General features: G+C 45.3%; 10 protein-coding genes. 4 read left to right on the top strand and 6 right to left on the bottom strand.

The features are described from left to right. The first annotated feature begins 42 nt into the window (after nt 1-42). The gene (gene groL, locus CLV98_RS04515) at nt 43-1,677 is read left to right on the top strand and encodes a chaperonin GroEL (protein ID WP_109673130.1); all 1,635 of its coding nucleotides are present in this window, start codon (nt 43-45) and stop codon (nt 1,675-1,677) included. A gap of 270 nt (nt 1,678-1,947) precedes the next feature. Here the strand turns inward: groL and CLV98_RS04525 are convergent, their stop codons facing one another. Then, nucleotides 1,948-2,607, bottom strand: coding sequence for an ABC transporter ATP-binding protein (locus tag CLV98_RS04525; RefSeq protein ID WP_109673132.1), 660 nt, complete (start codon nt 2,605-2,607; stop codon nt 1,948-1,950). 88 nt (nt 2,608-2,695) lie between these two features. Here CLV98_RS04525 and sucC point away from each other — a divergent pair, with 88 nt between their 5' ends. Next, nucleotides 2,696-3,919 carry an ADP-forming succinate--CoA ligase subunit beta gene (gene sucC, locus CLV98_RS04530; protein ID WP_109673133.1) on the top strand — a complete coding sequence of 408 codons (1,224 nt, stop codon included), beginning with the start codon at nt 2,696-2,698 and terminating at the stop codon, nt 3,917-3,919. A 73-nt stretch (nt 3,920-3,992) separates the two neighbouring features. On the opposite strand, the gene CLV98_RS04535 is transcribed toward sucC, so the two are convergent. From CLV98_RS04535 to CLV98_RS04545, 3 genes are all read right to left on the bottom strand, one after another. Beyond that, a complete protein-coding gene (locus CLV98_RS04535) occupies nt 3,993-5,339 on the bottom strand; it encodes a GntP family permease (protein WP_109673134.1) in 1,347 nt (448 codons plus the stop codon). 34 nt (nt 5,340-5,373) lie between these two features. Next, nucleotides 5,374-6,525 carry an alpha/beta hydrolase family protein gene (locus CLV98_RS04540; protein WP_170120665.1) on the bottom strand — a complete coding sequence of 384 codons (1,152 nt, stop codon included), beginning with the start codon at nt 6,523-6,525 and terminating at the stop codon, nt 5,374-5,376. An 84-nt stretch (nt 6,526-6,609) separates the two neighbouring features. Continuing rightward, nucleotides 6,610-7,497, bottom strand: a complete 888-nt coding sequence (locus tag CLV98_RS04545) for a diacylglycerol/lipid kinase family protein (protein WP_109673136.1) — start codon at nt 7,495-7,497, stop codon at nt 6,610-6,612. 42 nt (nt 7,498-7,539) lie between these two features. Here CLV98_RS04545 and CLV98_RS04550 point away from each other — a divergent pair, with 42 nt between their 5' ends. Both CLV98_RS04550 and CLV98_RS24275 read left to right on the top strand, forming a co-directional pair. Beyond that, entirely contained in the window at nt 7,540-8,553 is a 1,014-nt protein-coding gene (locus CLV98_RS04550) for an App1 family protein phosphatidate phosphatase (RefSeq protein WP_109673137.1), read from the top strand. A gap of 416 nt (nt 8,554-8,969) precedes the next feature. Continuing rightward, the gene (locus CLV98_RS24275) at nt 8,970-11,615 is read left to right on the top strand and encodes an ATP-binding protein (RefSeq protein ID WP_109673138.1); all 2,646 of its coding nucleotides are present in this window, start codon (nt 8,970-8,972) and stop codon (nt 11,613-11,615) included. 64 nt (nt 11,616-11,679) lie between these two features. Here the strand turns inward: CLV98_RS24275 and CLV98_RS04560 are convergent, their stop codons facing one another. Together CLV98_RS04560 and CLV98_RS04565 are read right to left on the bottom strand one after the other, a co-directional pair. Further along, nucleotides 11,680-14,730, bottom strand: a complete 3,051-nt coding sequence (locus CLV98_RS04560; RefSeq protein ID WP_109673139.1) for a PAS domain-containing protein — start codon at nt 14,728-14,730, stop codon at nt 11,680-11,682. Between the two features lie 400 nt (nt 14,731-15,130). Beyond that, the gene (locus CLV98_RS04565) at nt 15,131-18,103 is read right to left on the bottom strand and encodes a glycosyltransferase family 117 protein (protein WP_109673140.1); all 2,973 of its coding nucleotides are present in this window, start codon (nt 18,101-18,103) and stop codon (nt 15,131-15,133) included. Between the last annotated feature and the right edge of the window lie 170 nt (nt 18,104-18,273).

The raw sequence follows: 18,273 nt of genomic DNA on the forward strand, positions 1-18,273 counted from the left end.
TTACCACATTTTCTAATAAAATACCATTAATTAAAAACTGATATGTCTAAGAAAATATTTTTTGACACAGATGCCCGCGACAGAATTAAGCGTGGTGTAGATACCCTTGCCGACGCCGTTAAAGTAACTTTAGGACCACGTGGTCGTAACGTTGTTATCGACAAAAAATTCGGTTCACCTAGCATCACCAAAGATGGTGTAACTGTAGCCAAAGAAATAGATCTTAAAGATCCCATCGAAAACATGGGCGCACAATTGGTAAAAGAAGTTGCTTCAAAAACTGCTGATTCGGCTGGTGATGGAACGACTACCGCAACCGTTTTGGCACAGGCGATCTACTCGATCGGTGTGAAAAACGTAGCGGCTGGTGCCAACCCAATGGACCTAAAACGCGGAATTGAAAAGGCGGTTACGGCTATCGTAAACAACTTGGAAACTCAGAAAAAAGTAATTTCTACCTCTAAAGAAATTGCGCAAGTAGCGACTATCTCCGCTAACCATGACGACGAGATCGGTAATATGATCGCTGAAGCCATGGAAAAAGTGGGTAAAGAAGGTGTGATCACTGTAGAAGAAGCGCGTGGTACTGAAACGGAAGTAAAAACCGTTGAAGGGATGCAATTCGACCGCGGCTATCTTTCTCCTTACTTCGCTACTAATACCGAGAAAATGGAAGTAGAAATGGAGCGTCCTTATATCTTGATTTCCGAGAAAAAGGTATCTTCAATGAAAGAACTTCTACCTGTTTTGGAAGCAGTAGCTCAAACTGGCCGTCCTTTGCTTATCCTTGCCGAAGACGTAGACGGTGAAGCACTTGCTACCTTGGTAGTAAACAAAATCCGTGGCGCCTTGAAAGTAGCTGCCGTTAAAGCTCCTGGATTCGGTGATCGTCGTAAAGCAATGCTTGAAGATATCGCTATCATCACTGGTGGTACCGTTATTAGCGAAGAGCGTGGCTTCAAACTTGAAAACGCTACCTTGGATTACCTTGGATCATGCGAAAAAGCCATCATCGACAAAGACAATACTACTTTGGTGAACGGTGACGGTAAGTCTGAAGACATCGAAGGACGTGTGAACCAGATCAAGGCGCAAATCGAAAATACTACTTCCGATTACGATCGCGAAAAACTTCAAGAGCGTCTTGCAAAACTTTCTGGTGGTGTGGCTATCCTATATATCGGTGCCGCTACAGAAGTAGAAATGAAAGAAAAGAAAGATCGCGTTGACGATGCACTTCACGCTACTCGCGCAGCCGTAGAAGAGGGTATCGTAGCTGGTGGAGGTGTAGCCTTTATCCGTGCATCTTCTGTTCTTGACGACCTTAAAGGAAGCAATGATGACGAGACTACCGGTATCAACATCATACGGGTTGCCCTAGAAGCTCCTCTAAGAACGATCGTTTCTAACTCAGGTCAAGAGCCTTCGGTTGTGATCCAAAAAGTAAAAGAAGGTGTTGGAGCCTACGGTTACAATGCGAAGGACAATGTGTATACCGACCTTCTTGAGGCGGGTATCATCGATCCTAAGAAAGTATCTCGTTTGGCTTTGGAAAATGCAGCATCTATCGCCGGTCTTCTTTTGACTACCGAATGTGTAATTGCTGACGAACCAGAAGAAAACGCAGCTCCTGCTGGAGGCCATGGCCACCCAGGCGGAATGGGCGGAATGATGTAATTCCACATCCCATATCTTATATAGATTAAGTAAAAATGCTGCCTGTTGAGGCAGCATTTTTGCTTTTTGGAGCCAAACCCTGCCTCGCTGGGCCTATAAAGCGCAAGGGTAAACCAAAAAAAAATAGCCGTCCGAAAAACTTCAGACGGCTATTCACTTTACTCAACGTTATGAAAAACTTCCCCCTTGATACGACATCAGGAATATATGGTCACAAGTTTTCTAAAAAAAAATAAATAAATTGGATCCCCCCTCTAGGAAGGTCCAGTTTTAGGACATCAATCCATCCTGCATCACCAACCGTCGGTCTGCCATTTCGGCCAATTCTTCGTTATGGGTTACGATCACAAAACTATGGCCAAACTCATCGCGTAATTGAAAGAACAAACGATGCAGGTCTAGGGCATTTTGACTATCGAGATTACCGCTGGGTTCGTCAGCAAATATAATGGCCGGACTATTGAGCAATGCCCGAGCCACAGCCACCCTTTGCTGCTCCCCTCCCGATAGCTGTGAAGGCAGGTTACCCATCCGTTCGGACAACCCCAGCAAGCCTAATAGCTCGGTGGCACGGGCTACTATTTCCTTTTCGGGCTTACTACCCTGTATATAGCCGGGCATACACACATTCTCTAGGGCCGTAAACTCTGCCAATAAATTATGAAACTGGAAAATAAACCCTACTTTTTCGTTCCGAAACTTAGCCAATTCCTGGTCTTTAAGATTAAAAACCGAGAGGTCTTCTATCCATACCTCCCCTCCGTCGGGCTTGTCCAAGGTTCCTAATATCTGAAGCAGGGTACTTTTGCCTGCTCCCGAGGGACCTACTATCGCAACGATCTCACCGGCACCTATTTCCAAATCGATCCCTTTTAGTACTTCCAAGGCCCCATAGTTCCTCTTTATCCCCTTAGCATGTAGTAATTTCATAAATCGAAAAGATAATTGGGCTAAAACCTACCCCCGTTTTGATTAATTCCTTAATTTGCCGTGAAAATACCAATTTACTTTTATACTCATGAATATTCACGAATATCAAGGCAAAAGCGTTCTTAAGAAATATGGTGTGCGTATACAGGAAGGGCTCGTAGCCGATACCCCCGACAAAGCTGTAGAAGTAGCACGCGAACTAAGCCAACAAACTGGTACCAAATGGTATGTAGTAAAATCTCAGATTCATGCCGGTGGCCGTGGAAAAGGGAAAATTGTAGGTACTGAACAACGCGGAGTAGCCCTTGCCAAATCGGTAGAGGATGTACGCAGTATCTCCAAAAACATTCTTGGCAAAGTGCTTGTTACACATCAAACTGGCGAGGCCGGTAAACTTGTTAACAAGGTGCTTATCGCCGAAGATGTCTACTACCCAGGTCCGACAGAGCCTAAAGAATTTTACATCTCCATTCTGCTCGACCGTGCCACCAATCAAAACGTGATCATGGCCAGTACGGAAGGTGGTATGGACATTGAGGAGGTTGCCGAGCACACCCCCGAAAAGATCATGAAGGAGTGGATCGACACCAGAGTCGGTTTGCAGGCCTTCCAGGCACGTAAAATCGCCTTTGCACTAGGACTTGAAGGAGATGCCTTTAAGGAAATGGTCAAATTCATTGGCGCTCTTTACAAGGCGTATGTAGAAAGTGACTCTTCGATGTTTGAAATCAACCCGGTTTTAAAAACATCTGATAATAAAATTTTGGCTGTCGATGCCAAGGTAGACTTAGACGACAACGCGCTATACCGCCATGCAGAACTGGCCGAGATGCGTGATACCAACGAAGAAGATCCTCTAGAAGTAGAAGCAGGTGCCAACAACCTTAACTACGTAAAACTAGACGGTAACGTAGGTTGTATGGTAAATGGAGCCGGCCTAGCCATGGCGACTATGGACCTTATCAAGCTATCGGGTGGCGATCCTGCCAACTTCCTCGATGTTGGAGGTGGTGCCAATGCCAGAACCGTTGAAGCTGGTTTCAGGATTATCCTAAAAGACCCCAACGTAAAAGCTATTCTGATCAATATCTTCGGTGGTATTGTACGTTGCGACCGGGTTGCGGCAGGTGTCGTGGAGGCCTATAAAGCCATCGGCGAGATTCCCGTACCCATTATCGTACGCCTACAAGGTACCAATGCCGAAGAGGGTGCACGCATCATCAATGAGTCGGGATTAAAAGTATCATCGGCCATTGAGTTTAAAGAGGCTGCTGCCAAAGTTTCTGAAGTTTTGGCCGAACTCGGCGTATAACCGGAAGTCATTATACCTGTTAAGAGGAGCCTGTTCGTTGAACAGGCTCCTCTTGGGTATACACCCCAGCCAATTAGAGGTCTAGCACCCCCACCAATACAAAATAGAGAAACAAGGTGACCACCAGGCTGACCAGCCCCTGTAATCCGGTAAGCAGGGTATGGGTTCGATAGGTCGATGAAGGCGTGATGCCCGTAAATTGGGACACTACCCAGAACCAGGCGTCGTTGCTGTGGGAGACCGTCATGGATCCACTGCCTACGGCCATTACCATCAGGCCAATTTGTAAGGGGGTAACAAACCCCATCGATAGCAATAAAGGGGCCAAAATACTCGTCGTTAATACCATGGAAGTGGTAGTGGAGCCTTGAGCCGTTTTAAAAAATGCTGCGATGACAAAGGCTATCAACAACATAGCCAAGCCCGACATTTCGTTATGTGCCAGCCAATCACTCACCAAGTATTTCAATTCGGTTTCCTTAAGTACCGCGCCAAAGGCTCCGCCAGCTCCAACCAATACCAAGGTAGTACCGCAATGGCTGATACCATCCTTAAAGCAGGCGATCATCGCGCCCGAGCGATCCTTTGAAAACAGCGAATAGCTAAAGAATATGGCGATCAGAAAAGATACCAAAGGAGAGCCCAGAAAGCCTAACCATTGGGATACAACCGGAGGAAACTCGAGCAAATGCCCAATGGAGGCCAAGGTGATCAAGAAAATGGGTAAAACAATAGGCATAAAGGCCTTCCAGGCAGGTGGTAAAGTAGGATGCTCACCCGAATGCGCCCCCAGGTCTTGATCCGCCCCCTCCACCACCCTTGACCCGTACTTTTCGGCAAACCAAGCCGAAACAAAAAGATTAGGAATGGACACCAATAGTCCTAGTAAGATGATAATCCCCATCGAGTGAGGAATGCCCAGGTTGCCAGCCGCAGAAATAGGCCCAGGCGTAGGTGGCACCAGGGTATGCGTTGCAAATAAGCCTCCCGAAAGGGCCATAGCTATCGTACCCAGCGACTTTCCTGTACGCTCGGCTACTATCCGATTGAGCTTGTGAAGGATAATAAATCCCGAATCACAGAAAACAGGGATGCCCACTACGGCCCCGATGACGGCCATGGCAAAAGCGGGCCTACGGGCTCCGAAAAGTTTTAATATTACATCGGCCACTTTAACTGCCGCACCCGATCGGTCCAAGATCGATCCTATCACACAGCCCAAAATCACCATCATCCCAATTTTTGACATCAGATCGCCAAAGCCCTTCCCGATGGTCTCAGCGAGCTTATCGACCGGAAGTCCGGCGGCAATTCCCACTCCCAAAGCGGCTAATATAAGCCCAACCAAGGGGTGCATCCTTAAAACCGTGGAGCTTAACACGATAAAGGCAATGGCAATAAAAACGATAATAATGATCATTTCAAGACGATTAGGCAAAGTATAAAGATAAGACTTACAGCACTCCCATCACGGCAGCATCGCCCTGAAGGGCATGGGCAGGTAGGCGGTGCTGGTTATCGAAGACTGAAAGTGCTTCGGGACTCAATACCCTTATACTACTTTCATCCATCTCTCCTTGACTATTTTGGACTGCCTGCAAATTCAACCCTAATGTTTTGGCCATAAAAACATACATGGCCTTCCTCTTGCTAGGTCCATAGTCGTGCTTCTCATGAGGAAGATGAACATTTTCGAGCAGCCGTGCCTGCCCATATAAGGAATAGATACTTAGAATATAAGGAAACTCTACTTCAGCGGTATTTTTGGTCCAGTCCCCACCGTCCGATATCAATAGCATCGGCCGTGGAGCCGCCAAAGCGGCTATCTGAACATTATTGGTCTGGAAGCCTGCAGCCTTATGAATGGGCATGCCACTCTCACAAACGCAGCCTCCAAAAAAATAAGCCGAAACCATTACACAAGGAACCGACACTTTGATCCGATCGTCCAAGGCTGCCAAAAGAAAAGTCTGGGTGCCCCCACCCGATTCTCCCGTCATTCCGATGCGCTGTTTATCGATCCCAGGAAGGGACTCTAGAAAATCGAGGGCACGCAAGCTATTAATCGTCTGTAACTTGGCCGCCTTCGGAATTTTATGTTGACATTGCTGAGAATCTCCATGCCCTATCATATCCCAGGCCAATACCACAGCCCCCATTTTGGCCAAAGCGGCACATCTTTTCTGGGTCTGCTCCATATAGCGCCCCGTAGGGTTTTGGCCATGGCCGTGAGGAGCCAGTATCCCTGCATAAGACTCCAATTGTTTTAAGGGCCTGTATAGGTTTCCCGTCAGATAAAAACCCGGCAAAGTTTCTAATATCACCTTTTCGACAGAATAACCATCCAGGATCATTTTACCATGAATGATAGCCTTCGAGCTAGGACGGGGAGGTAGCGTCGAAAGCTCCAAGCCCTTTAGGATCCGATCCCTTATTTGCTGAGACTTATGTTCCCAGGTGGCCAGGTCTTGGTAGGTTTCGGCTTCCAAAAATTCGGCCCCTTGTTTTTCAGTAAAATACGCCCCTTGGCATAACTCCCCCGACTGGGCCAATAAGCCACCATTTAGCCCACAAAATAGTATTACACCTAATATAATTCGATTCATCGTTAGCTCCATTCATATCCATTACAACACTTGGTGATATAAGCTACCAACAGAGCCTACTTACTTATATTAGTCTTGCGTATTTTAGGGATGGGGAGCGGGCACGGCTACATGCACATATTTTTCTATAATTTCTATCCTTAGCTCCTTCACCTCTCCTTTGTACTCACCATCTATCTGAAAATGTACCCCATGGTCGGGACAGACCAGGTGAGCACTTTTGGTAGATACAATTTGCAGTATATCGGGGTCAAAATCGGTACTTCCAGTTAAAATTTTAGCGGATTCTATAAAATTTAGTCTGCGCGCTATTACCAGTTCGAAAAAGCCATCGGAAATACTCCCCTTGGGATTGATATTGACACCGGTGCCATATTTCGCACCATTCGCAATGATGACGATCAGCGCTTCCGTCTCGAGTCGTCCTTCCGGATAATCGATCTGAACCCGAAAATTATTATGCTCGCTGAGTGTTTTGAGCATTTCCTTGGCATAGCCAATTTTTCCACGACTGTCGTTCATTTCATAATTTTTGACCAAGAGCGCATTGAGCCCAATGTCGCCGAGGTGTAGACAAATATCCCCGTTAATATCCACAGCATCCATCGCGATCACATGGCTCCCTAAAGCGATATCGAATGCTTCCTCGAAGGAGGTAGGCAAGGCAAAGTCGACCGATAGGCCATTGGCCGAACCCGCCGGAATAATCCCCATAATCGCCTCTGTCTGGGCCAAAGTACGTGCTACCATACCGATCGTACCGTCGCCACCAGCTACAATTACACGTTCAGGCTGCTGAGTGGACACCAGATGACCTATCGCCTCCAAATCCTCTACCCCAGTAGTTTGGTAAATCAACAGCTCAAAAGGCTCGATTTTAGAACGTGCTATAGCAATATTAAATATCTCATCTTTAGCAGTCCCCCCGGAAACGGGATTAACTACCAACAAAATTTTCCGTTCTGGATGCATATTTTATAAATTGGATCGATAAAGCGTAAGTAATCGAGAAATATGACCAACATAGATATAAAACTATACCGAGGGTATGGCAATCAGAATAACCTGGTTGTTTTTGGGCATGTAGTCGAAAAATACCCCCACGGTGAAAATCAGTATACACACAAGGGTTTCAAATATGCCCGAACAATAATAAAACTTTTTTCAGTCAAAACGATTGCGAATATAACCGTTTGCCTCAAAGTTGGGAATTCCAAATTCTACACCCAAACCGAAAATGATGGCTATTTTAGATTTTCGGTCACACTTCCCCATAGTATACCTCCCGGATGGAGTCAATATCAGGTTGAAGTCCAGGGGAAGTTTGGTAAAGAAGACTTTCTAATTGCTCGCCAAGAAGAATTTTTCATTCCATACACCAGCTCCTTTGGTATCATTTCGGATATTGACGATACTTTTCTGATCTCCCACAGCCGAAAGTCCTTCAAAAAACTCTTCCTATTACTCTCAAAAAATGTTCAATCGCGTAAACCATTTCAGGATGTCGTACAGCATTATCAATTACTATCCTTCGCTAGCCACGACCGACCTCAAACCGACCATAATATTTTCTTTTATGTCTCTAGCAGCGAATGGAATTTGTACGACATGATCGTCAATTTCGCCAAACTAAATGGTCTCCCAAAAGCGATCCTAAAGCTAAAAAAAATAAAATCAGGACTGGACGATTTTATATCTACTGGGTCGGGAAGTCATGACCATAAACTTAAAAAGATATTTAATATCATTCAGTTCTACCCTGACCTACAATTCATACTTCTGGGTGATGACTCCCAGAAAGACCCCGATATTTATCAAAGAGTATGTACGAATTTTCCACAAAACATAAAGGCCGTTTATATTCGCAGGACTCGGAAATACCGTAAAAAGTCGGTTATTCAACTCATGGAAAATATCCGCCAGAATGGTGTAGAAACCTGTTACTTCGATCATAGCAGTAAGGCCATTCAACACTCTCTGGCATTGGGGATTGTCTTTAGTTCTCCCGCTCAATCTACCGATTCTTGAGGCCTATAACCAATTAGCGTAAGGGGCCATTACATATATCAACTTTTCAATTATTTCCACAACAAATAGCTTATTTATAGTATACTAATTCTTACATAAATCACCATACTACTAAGACTGATAAGAACATATATTTATGGTAAAATATAGGAATATTATTTATTATTCCTTATACTAGACAACAATATACCTGAAATAAACTCAAAATTTATTTGACAAATTCAGATTATACGTTCTATTTTTGTTGTAAATTTAGTTTTTTTAGGTCTGTATGAGGGGATAGGACTTGAGAGAAGTGCCTTAAATATTTTCAATCCCAGCTACCCGTAGATCAAGGCATACCATGTGCTTTAGGGAGGAGGGTATTCGGGCTTATTGTATAGAATAGCTATTACTAATTTCACATCCAGGTAGGTATGATGACCCAAGAAGCTTCCAAATCCGATATATACGGCAAGATCCTGGAGACCATTGGGTTTGCTATAATATTGATCGGTGCCGGCCATCTTCTGGCAGGTTGGGTGGCACCTACCTCCCCCTCAACCTGGGGTGAAGGTGTATCATCGGGATACTTTCAAGGTTATGGCTTGGCCTTGCTATGGCTTGGGTTATGCCTTTATTTTCGGCCTGGCAAAGCCACCTATAACCCGAAAACCTATCGGCTACTCTTATTTATTTCCTCGCTTCAGTCTGTATTAGGACTGGGATACGCCCTTTATATATCCCTAAGCCCTACCCCAGCTGGTATAACTCCCCTGGCAGCGGCCTGGCTTATAATGCCTGCCACCGAATCATTTCTATTTCTAATTTTGGCAATGGCTTTTCTCCTCGGATCGGCACGAAATTACCGGGCAGCGGCATTAGGTTTCAATTTCGCAACCCTGCTTTGTTTTATTGTCATTGTCAACTTCTTATTGGGGGCAGGAGGCAGCACCTACACCCCCCTGCTTTACACCCATCATTTACCAGTAGTACTTTTACAGATTGCCGTGTCGCTCTGTGGGGCCCTTTTATACCCTCAACACGGTCTAACTCAGCTTTTTACAGGATCGGGACTGGGCAATATGACGATCCGTCGTATATTTCCCATTTCGGTTTTACTCATTACTTTTCAGGGAGTAACCCGGCTATATTTCTTTAAAAATGGGACTTTCACATTGGAAATGGGACTTGCCGTTGCCATTGTATTATTTTTAACCTGCACCTTGCTAATCCTGGCCCAAACGGCGAGGATCCTCAACAGAATTGAAGAACAACAAGTTGAAGCCGATAAATCACTAAAAAGACTAAACAAGGAACTGGAAAGGAAGGTAGCAGCGAGCACCCAGAAACTTAAAATCAGCGAAGAGAAATTCCATAAGGCCTTCAAGCTATGTCCGGCTGGAATGGTCCTTTCAGAACTATCTACTGGGAAGTTCTTGGAAGTTAATGATCAGATACCTATCCATACAGGATTTTCTCTGGAGGAAACCATCGGCCAAACTGCCTTAGAGATAGGGCTGTTGAGTAAAAGAAGCATTGCTCAAACGGCCCTGGCACTCCGTAATGAGGGCCGGATAAGCCATTTTGAAACCACCTATCACTGTAAGACAGGAGAAGTAAAAACAGGCCTTGTATCCTCCGAAATCATAGAATTAGAAGATTCCAATTGTGTGATCACGGTGATCTATGATATTACCGAAAGAATTGAATACGAAAAGAAGACCAAGGAAATTGCAGAAGCCAAAGAGCAATTTATGGCCAATATGAGCCATGAAATCCGGACACCCATGAATGCTATCATCGGATTCACTAACTTGCTCGAAGGCACCCCTCAGAACCAAGAGGCCCGGCAATATGTGGATTATATAAAAACGAGTGGGGAGAATCTGTTGGTGCTCATCAATGACATCCTAGACTATTCTAAAATACAAGCCGGGATGATGGTCCTGGAGACTACTAACTTCAAAGTAAAAGACCTCGTTCAATCCATTCAGACCATGTTTCAGGCTAGGGCCCATCATAAGGGGCTGAAGCTGACATTGGCCATGGACCCGGCCATACCCGACTTTTTACTTGGCGACCCCACCCGACTCACACAAATCTTAACCAATTTAATCGGTAATGCCATCAAATTTACCGAAAATGGAGAGGTCCATCTGAGCGTATTACGGGAGCCTAGAGAGGAGGAACGCGTTTACCTCCGTTTTTCGGTACAAGACTCGGGTATTGGCATTCCAAAAGATAAGCAAAAGGAAATATTCGATCGTTTCGTTCAGGCGAGCCCCGAAACGACCCGCGATTTTGGAGGTTCCGGACTAGGGCTCACCATCGTAAAAAACCTGGTCGAACTGCTCGATGGCACCCTTACACTGGAAAGCAAACCGGGAATGGGCTCATGCTTTCAGATTAGCCTTCCATTTATTGTTCAGGCCGAACCAGTTCAGGCCGAACCAGTTCAGGCCGAGCCAATTCAGGCCGAGCCAGTTCAGGCCGAGTCAGTTCAGGCCGAGCCAATTCAGGCCGAGCCAATTCAGGCGGAGCCAGTTCAGGCGGAGCCAGTTCAAGCGGAGCCAGTTCAGGCCGAGCCAGTTCAGGCCGAGCCAGTTCAGGCCGAGCCAGTTCAGGCGGAGCATCCTCCCATTCAGGTATCCAGGCAGTTCCCCTTTGAGCACCCCGTTGATATACTCCTTGTAGAGGATAATAAGTTAAACCAAATCTTAGCCGAAAGCTTTTTAACCAAATTTGGCTGCCAGGTGACCCTTGCACCAAATGGGCTGGTGGCTAGCGAATTGGTACAAGAAAGGCATTTCGATATGGTGCTTATGGATATTCAAATGCCCATCATGGATGGTTACACGGCCTCGAAGCTCATTCGTAAAAAAATAGGAAAACGATTGCCCATTATCGCCATGACCGCCCATGCCATGGCTGGAGAAAAAGAAAAATGCCTGAGCTACGGTATGAACGACTATATTTCGAAACCCTTTGACAAAGAAGATTTATATAGGCTGATAGAGAAGCACGCCATAGAAAAACCCCCTCATGCCGACCACAAACCCCAGCCTGAGGTAGAAGCATAACGTGGGTAGTTTATGCCTAAAAATACCTGGCCAACACAACAAGCCCAAAGTAGAAAATAATATATCAGCAACTAGCCTGAGATTTGTCTGATATCCTATGGACTATATCATCGAGCTCCTGAGCACTGGTCATCAGATGGTCCATTAACTGTCGCTGTTCCTCCACCGACGTATCGTAATTTTTGAATAGATTGATAATCCCCATCATACGCGACAACGGCGCTCTGACCACATGGGACTGAAAGAAAGAAATCCCTCGGAGACGAGCATTCTGTTCCTCAATAGCTGCTATATATTCCATACGTTCAGTCACATCGCGTAAGACCCCTACAACACGGATAGCCTTACCGAGAGCGTCCCTTAGGATATAACCCTTTTCTTGAATATGAGCAACGGTTCCATCCAACCTATAGAAGCGATAATCACCACACCAGCTATTTTGAGAAGAATCAGAAAGTGTATTATGGAGGTCCTCCATGACCCTTTCCTGATCCTGACTATGAATAAGACTGGCCCAAAGGCTCAGGGGAAAAGAGTGTACATCTACCTCATATCCGAACAGTCTACTGAAACCTTCTCCCCATTGAATATGATCGCGGACAATATCCCGGTCGTAAATGGCGTCGTTGGTGGCTTTATTAACAAACTCATATCTTTCGTTACTGATTCTCAGCGAATCTTCAGCGGCCTTGTGTGCCGTAATGTCTAAACCAATGCATTGAATCTCCATGGGTTCTCCTTCCGCACCCGACAAACATTTAAAATGCCAAAATGTAGCTCTTGGAATCGAATTTTTCGACACTTTTTTTAATTCCACCTGGAGTACCTTGTCTGGAGTTTCAATGCAACTTTTTACTGTATCCAAAATCAGCGGTTGGTACTCTGGAAGAACAGTTATTAAAGGATCTTGCCCTATCATATCGTCATCATCGCCAAAAATCCATCCAAAATCTTCCAGATACTTTTTATTACAATAGCTATAAAGACCGTCCAAATCTATTCTAATAACATAATTGGTTTGTGCATCCACTAGGTTTCTTAACCTTGTTTCACTCTCTTCCAAGCGTTTGTGGGTAGCTTTTGTCTCCGTAATATCCAGACATGCCCCAAAAAGTCGATCCGCCTGCCCTTGCTCATTCAGCTGAACCCTACACCACGATCTAAGAAACCGTATACTCCCATCGGGCCTGACGATTCGTTCTTCGTACATTCCGTCGCGCTTCCAGTGCATCACATAGGTGATCTGCTCCATAACCCGTTCTCTATCCTCTGGGTGCAGTAATTTTTTATAGGATTCCAAATTTGCCTCAAAACTGGACTTTTCGATCCCATAAATCCTATACAGCTCGTCGGACCATATGATCACATCCTCGGAAACATCCCACTGCCAACTACCAAAATGTGCCATCTCCTGTACCTGAGTCATCAAGAAGTCCGACTCTTCTAATAGCTTAGTCTTGGTGCGATTTTCAGTTATTATTTTAAATATCTCGCTACAACGGTCTATCACCTCTAACTCCCCTTCGCCAGGGCCTTTCCGTTCCTTGTAATAAATACCAAATACCGCCTTTACCTCTCCAACCGTATTCAGTATGGGATTGGACCAACAAGCCATTAAACCATACCTAAGCGCATACTCCTTATAGTCACTCCAAAGTGGATCGGAGGCAATATCTTCGACGACCACCTTTCTTTTTAGATAAGCCGCCGTGCCACAGGACCCTACGCATGGGCCGATGGTCAGGTTTTGGATTAGATTTAAATATTCCTCAGGGAGTGATATGGCGATACCGTCCGTGAGGCGATTGTTCTGAATAAAATGAAAGGAGCAATGCATAGAGGGATAAATACACTCCAAACCTTTCATATAACTCGTAATCATTTCGGCTAAGGACTTATTCCCAGTGACATTTTCGCCTAGAACCTCCTTCTCTAGTTCATTTAGCTCTTCCAACCTTTTAGAATCACTCACGTCGATCATTACCCCTCTTAGAGCGACCATCCGTCCCCCTGCCTTTACCACCGTTACGATATCCTTAATCCATACCAAGGTTCCATCGGCCGCAATCACTCTATAGTCGAGTGTAAAGTTAGGTTCTTGGCTTATCCGATGTTTTATGGATTGTAGGATTTTATCTCTATCCTGCGGATGCATGACAGAAAGCCAAAACGAAGGATCCGACGTATAGTCAGTTGTGTGATAGCCTAATAAGTCGAAAACATGCTCACTCATAAAATAAGTTTGCAGGGTCGCAGGATCGGCTTCCCATACGATTCCCTTTATAGAATTTAGCATGGATTGCAGGGAATTCTTAGACTCCCATATTACCTGATCGGACGTTACCGTGCTGGTTACATCATGAACCTCAGCACAAATCTGAACCACCACTCCGGCCCTATATATCATTCTTCCCCGCACCCGTACCCAGCGAATATTACTGTTAACCGTTCGGATAGGAATATTCAGTTCAAACTCTTCCTCAACGTTCGCTATGGTCCTAGATACGACTTGAAGCACCTTGAAACGCTCCCTATCTCCAGCACAGAAACTCAAGAAATAATCCAGTTCGACTCGATAATCCGCAGTTACCCCACATATCGCCCTTACTCCTTCCGACCATCGTACTGAGCGGTCTTCCATATCGATTTCACAGTACCCATGTTCACACCTAGCAGGGTGCTTCAGTAGCTGGAGAGTGGCCCCTAGGCCGGTCTCTATCGGTTTCGGATCACCTTCCGGAGGTCGATGTACCCGCTGAAAGCTGCACAAATAATAGGACACTAGGCCTTCTTCACCCATTACGGGCGTTAGAGTCCCTAAGTATTGGTGATGTTCACCTTTAAAATTCTCCAAAACTACTTCCTCCTTTAGCTCTGTTCGGGCCCCTTCTCCTTCCCATTTTAAGGCCCTCCAATGTTGCCAAGCGCCAGCATAGGAATTAAAGAAATCGCTCCCCGTTAATCCCGGTTGGTCTATCAAAGAATAAGGAAGGAAGGCTTGGCTATAAGCCAACACTTTATAAGTGGGGCCAGTCGAAAATGCAATAACAGGCATAGGCAAGGCCTGTAAGGCTGCAAACTCCGCTCCCGCTACTATGTACTTATCCTGCAACATATTCGACTGGTATATTCAATAAAAAATGAGGAATGGTAATGGCCGGTTGAATTGGCTATTTTATCTTGGTCTACTCCTATAAAATGCATTTTGAGTAACGATACAACTCGAAATATAATGGAATACATTCTAATAAACACCACAATAACTGTAATTTATGATAAGGTTTTCTCGGAGCGTTGAATCAATTTTATTCTACACTACCTAGTTTAGACACGAATATAAACCGCCCAATGGGTCTTGGTCGTAGAGCCACTATGCAGCTATTAAACCTAACGGCAAAAATTGTTATACGTGACCTTATAAACTATACCTCCGATCCTCGTTGGGGGGGGGGGGCTAAAACTAAAAGCGGCTGCCAAATTTCTCTGACAACCGCTTTTAGTTTTATTATAATTACTTACTCTCCACCATACATATTAAAGGCAGTAAGGTGTTTCTGGAAAATAGCCTCATATTTTTTAGCGGCCTCTTCTTGCTTCGCCTGGCGATTTTCCTGAACTATGGTTTGAAGGATATACAAATAGACATTGGTATCTCTACGTTTGGTAGTGCCATTATCTCTGGCCCAGGTGAGTACTTCGTCGGCACGTGTAGCCATGGTTTCCGAAATCTCCAAGGCCTTCTTAGTTTCTCCCAGTTCAAATAGCGGAGCAATAAAGCTGGCCGATATCTGATCATAAGGAATGCTCTTATCAGGCATTACTGCCAAGGCTTTATCAATAGCCTTTTTGGCCTCTTCCTTTTTCCCTTCGTTAATGAGCTGTCCAGCGAGCCTTAAGAAGGCAATGCGAGCGGTAAAGACGGGGGAACCTAGGTACGTATTGTCATAATACACCTTTTCGTCGTCCAGTCCTCTCCAGAACATCTTGTTCATGAGGTTATCATACATCACCTTCGAATTCACATAACCCTCTGAGGCACCAGGAACTTTCACCGGCAACAACCGGTAGGCGTAGCCTTCTAGCTGCATGTACTCTTTCAGGTTCAGGTAACTCGACCCACCCAAGGTAGAGGAGAAATAGATCGGGCGTTTCCAGTCGTTGGTAGCGATGATATCCAGCATAATAAGGTCTGATTTATACAAATCACCCTTTCCTATCGTCCAGCTTAGGCTGTCGGCAAGCATCGGTAACAAATCGGGCTGAATGATATTCATCTTTTTAACGGCCTCCACATTCACCGGTAGAAATAACACCGACGATGGTAGGATTGAGGTCATATCCCCAGACGTCAAAGGAACCTGAATCGCTTTATTCTCTTGCTTTACCAGTCCCATATACTCCTTGAGGTCTATCCCATCTTTTACACTAGGGACTTCATAAAAAGGAACGATATCATTCTTTCCGAAGGCATAATTTTCCTTTTCCAGCGATATAGGTAAGGCTTCAGAAAGATAGGTTTGGCGTTTCATCTGATCGATGTACCAGTCTGTTCCCAAGAGACTTAGGTTACATACCCGCACATCGGTACGGAAGCCTTCTACCTCCTGAACGTACCAAAGCGGGAAGGTATCATTATCCCCTCCAGTAAACAGGATGGCATTAGGTGCACATGAATTAAGCAGGTTTTTGGCAAAATCCACGGAATGGTAGCGGTTATCACGGTTGTGATTATCCCAGCCCTTTACTCCCATCATAAGCGGCACTACCAATCCAATGGAAGTGGCTACGATGGCTCGAGAGGAGGCAATTTTCACCAATTTACTAAGGGCATCGGCAATAGCTACTACGCCCATACCGATCCAAATACAGAAAATATAGAAGGATCCCACATAAATGTAGTCCCTTTCACGAGGCTCGGTTGGTGGGGAGTTCAGGTATATCACCAAGGCTACACCAGTGAGCAGGAAGAGCAAACCGAGTACAATCAGGTCCTTCTTCCGCTTATAATACATCACTACCAGGCCCAACAAGCCCAATATAAAGGGGAGCATAAAGTAGTTGTCATGGGCTTTATTCTGGGCAATAGAGCTAGGATATTCCTTAAAAGCATCCCAAGGAAGCATATTCCCGGCTCCTTCTTCATCACTTTCCCTCCCTACAAAGTTCCATAAGAAGTAGCGCCAATACATATGGCCTATTTGGTAAGAGAACATATAGGACAAGTTGTGGCCCATGGTGGGTTTTTGTCCTTCTACCAAGCCTGTCATCTGCCTATAAAGCTGCGGGTGCCCTCCTTGCGTGCTGTACATACGTGGAAGCAACATACTGCTACCTGGCTCGTATTCATATTCGGGACGGTAGTCGTATATCACATATTTCCCGTTTTGCTTGCGATACATAGGCGCTCCTCGCTTTTGGCTGATGGGCCTCGACACGAAGCTAGGACCAAATAAAAGCGGACGGCTACCATACTGCTCTCTTTTCAGGTAGGAAACAAAACTTAGGACATCGTCGGGATTGTTTTCGTTGATCGGGGGATTGTACTCGGCACGAACCAACACCATCAAATAACTTGCATAGCCGATCAGAACGAAGGCCAGGGAAAGCAAGCCCGTATTAAGCAACACTTTTTCCTTCTTTTGGGCATAGCGTATTCCCCACACCAATGCGCCGATAAAGAGTACAATGAAGACAATCACTCCAGACTTATAGGGCATGCCTAGGGAGTTGACGAAGAAAATCTCAAACTTACCTGCCATGGTGGGCAAGCCAGGAATAATACCCGAATTAATAATACCTAATATAATCAACCCTCCTACAAAGGCCGCTACCCCACCCCAGAAGCTATGTTGCTTGTACTTTTTGAAATAGTACACCAAGGCCAGAGCTGGGATAGTCACCAGGTTGAGCAAGTGAACGCCAATAGATAGGCCTACCAGATAGGCTATAAAAATAAGCCAACGGTTTGCTGCTGCATCGTCTTCAATCCTCTCCCATTTAAAAACCGCCCAAATGACAATAGCGGTAAAAAATGAAGACATCCCATAAACCTCGGCTTCGACGGCCGAAAACCAAAAGGAATCGGACCAGGTGTAGGCCAAGGCCCCTACCGCTCCCGACCCAATGAGAGTCACGATATCGGCTGTGCTAAGCTCCTCATCTTTCTTACCTATAAATTTGCGTACTAACAGCGTAATAGTCCAAAAAAGGAATAAAATGGTAAAGGCACTACTCAGTACCGACACCATATTGATCCAATAGGCCACATTGGTGAGGTCGCCAAAGGCAAGTAAGGAGAACATTCGACCAATGAGCAGGAAGAATGGGGCTCCAGGAGGGTGCGGCACCTGCAGTTTGAAAGCACAAGCTATAAACTCACCACAGTCCCAGAAGCTTGCGGTTCGCTCCACGGTTAGGGCGTAGGTGACAAAGGAAATGGCGAAAACTATCCAACCCGCAAGGTTGTTGGAGCGGTTAAAACGGGTCATTTTAAGAGGTATAAGTTGTAAATTCGGTTGCAAATCGTTCCAAGAATAGCATCACCTAAATGTTACTTTTTCTTGGGTCGGCTCAAAATTAGCAAAATATGAGTAACACTAGGGTTATTACCGTCTTAAAAAGTGTTAATCCTTGAAGGTATGCTAGGAATCAACAACCG

The sequence above is a fragment of the Dyadobacter jejuensis genome, assembly GCF_003149085.1.
GTDB lineage: Bacteria > Bacteroidota > Bacteroidia > Cytophagales > Spirosomataceae > Dyadobacter > Dyadobacter jejuensis.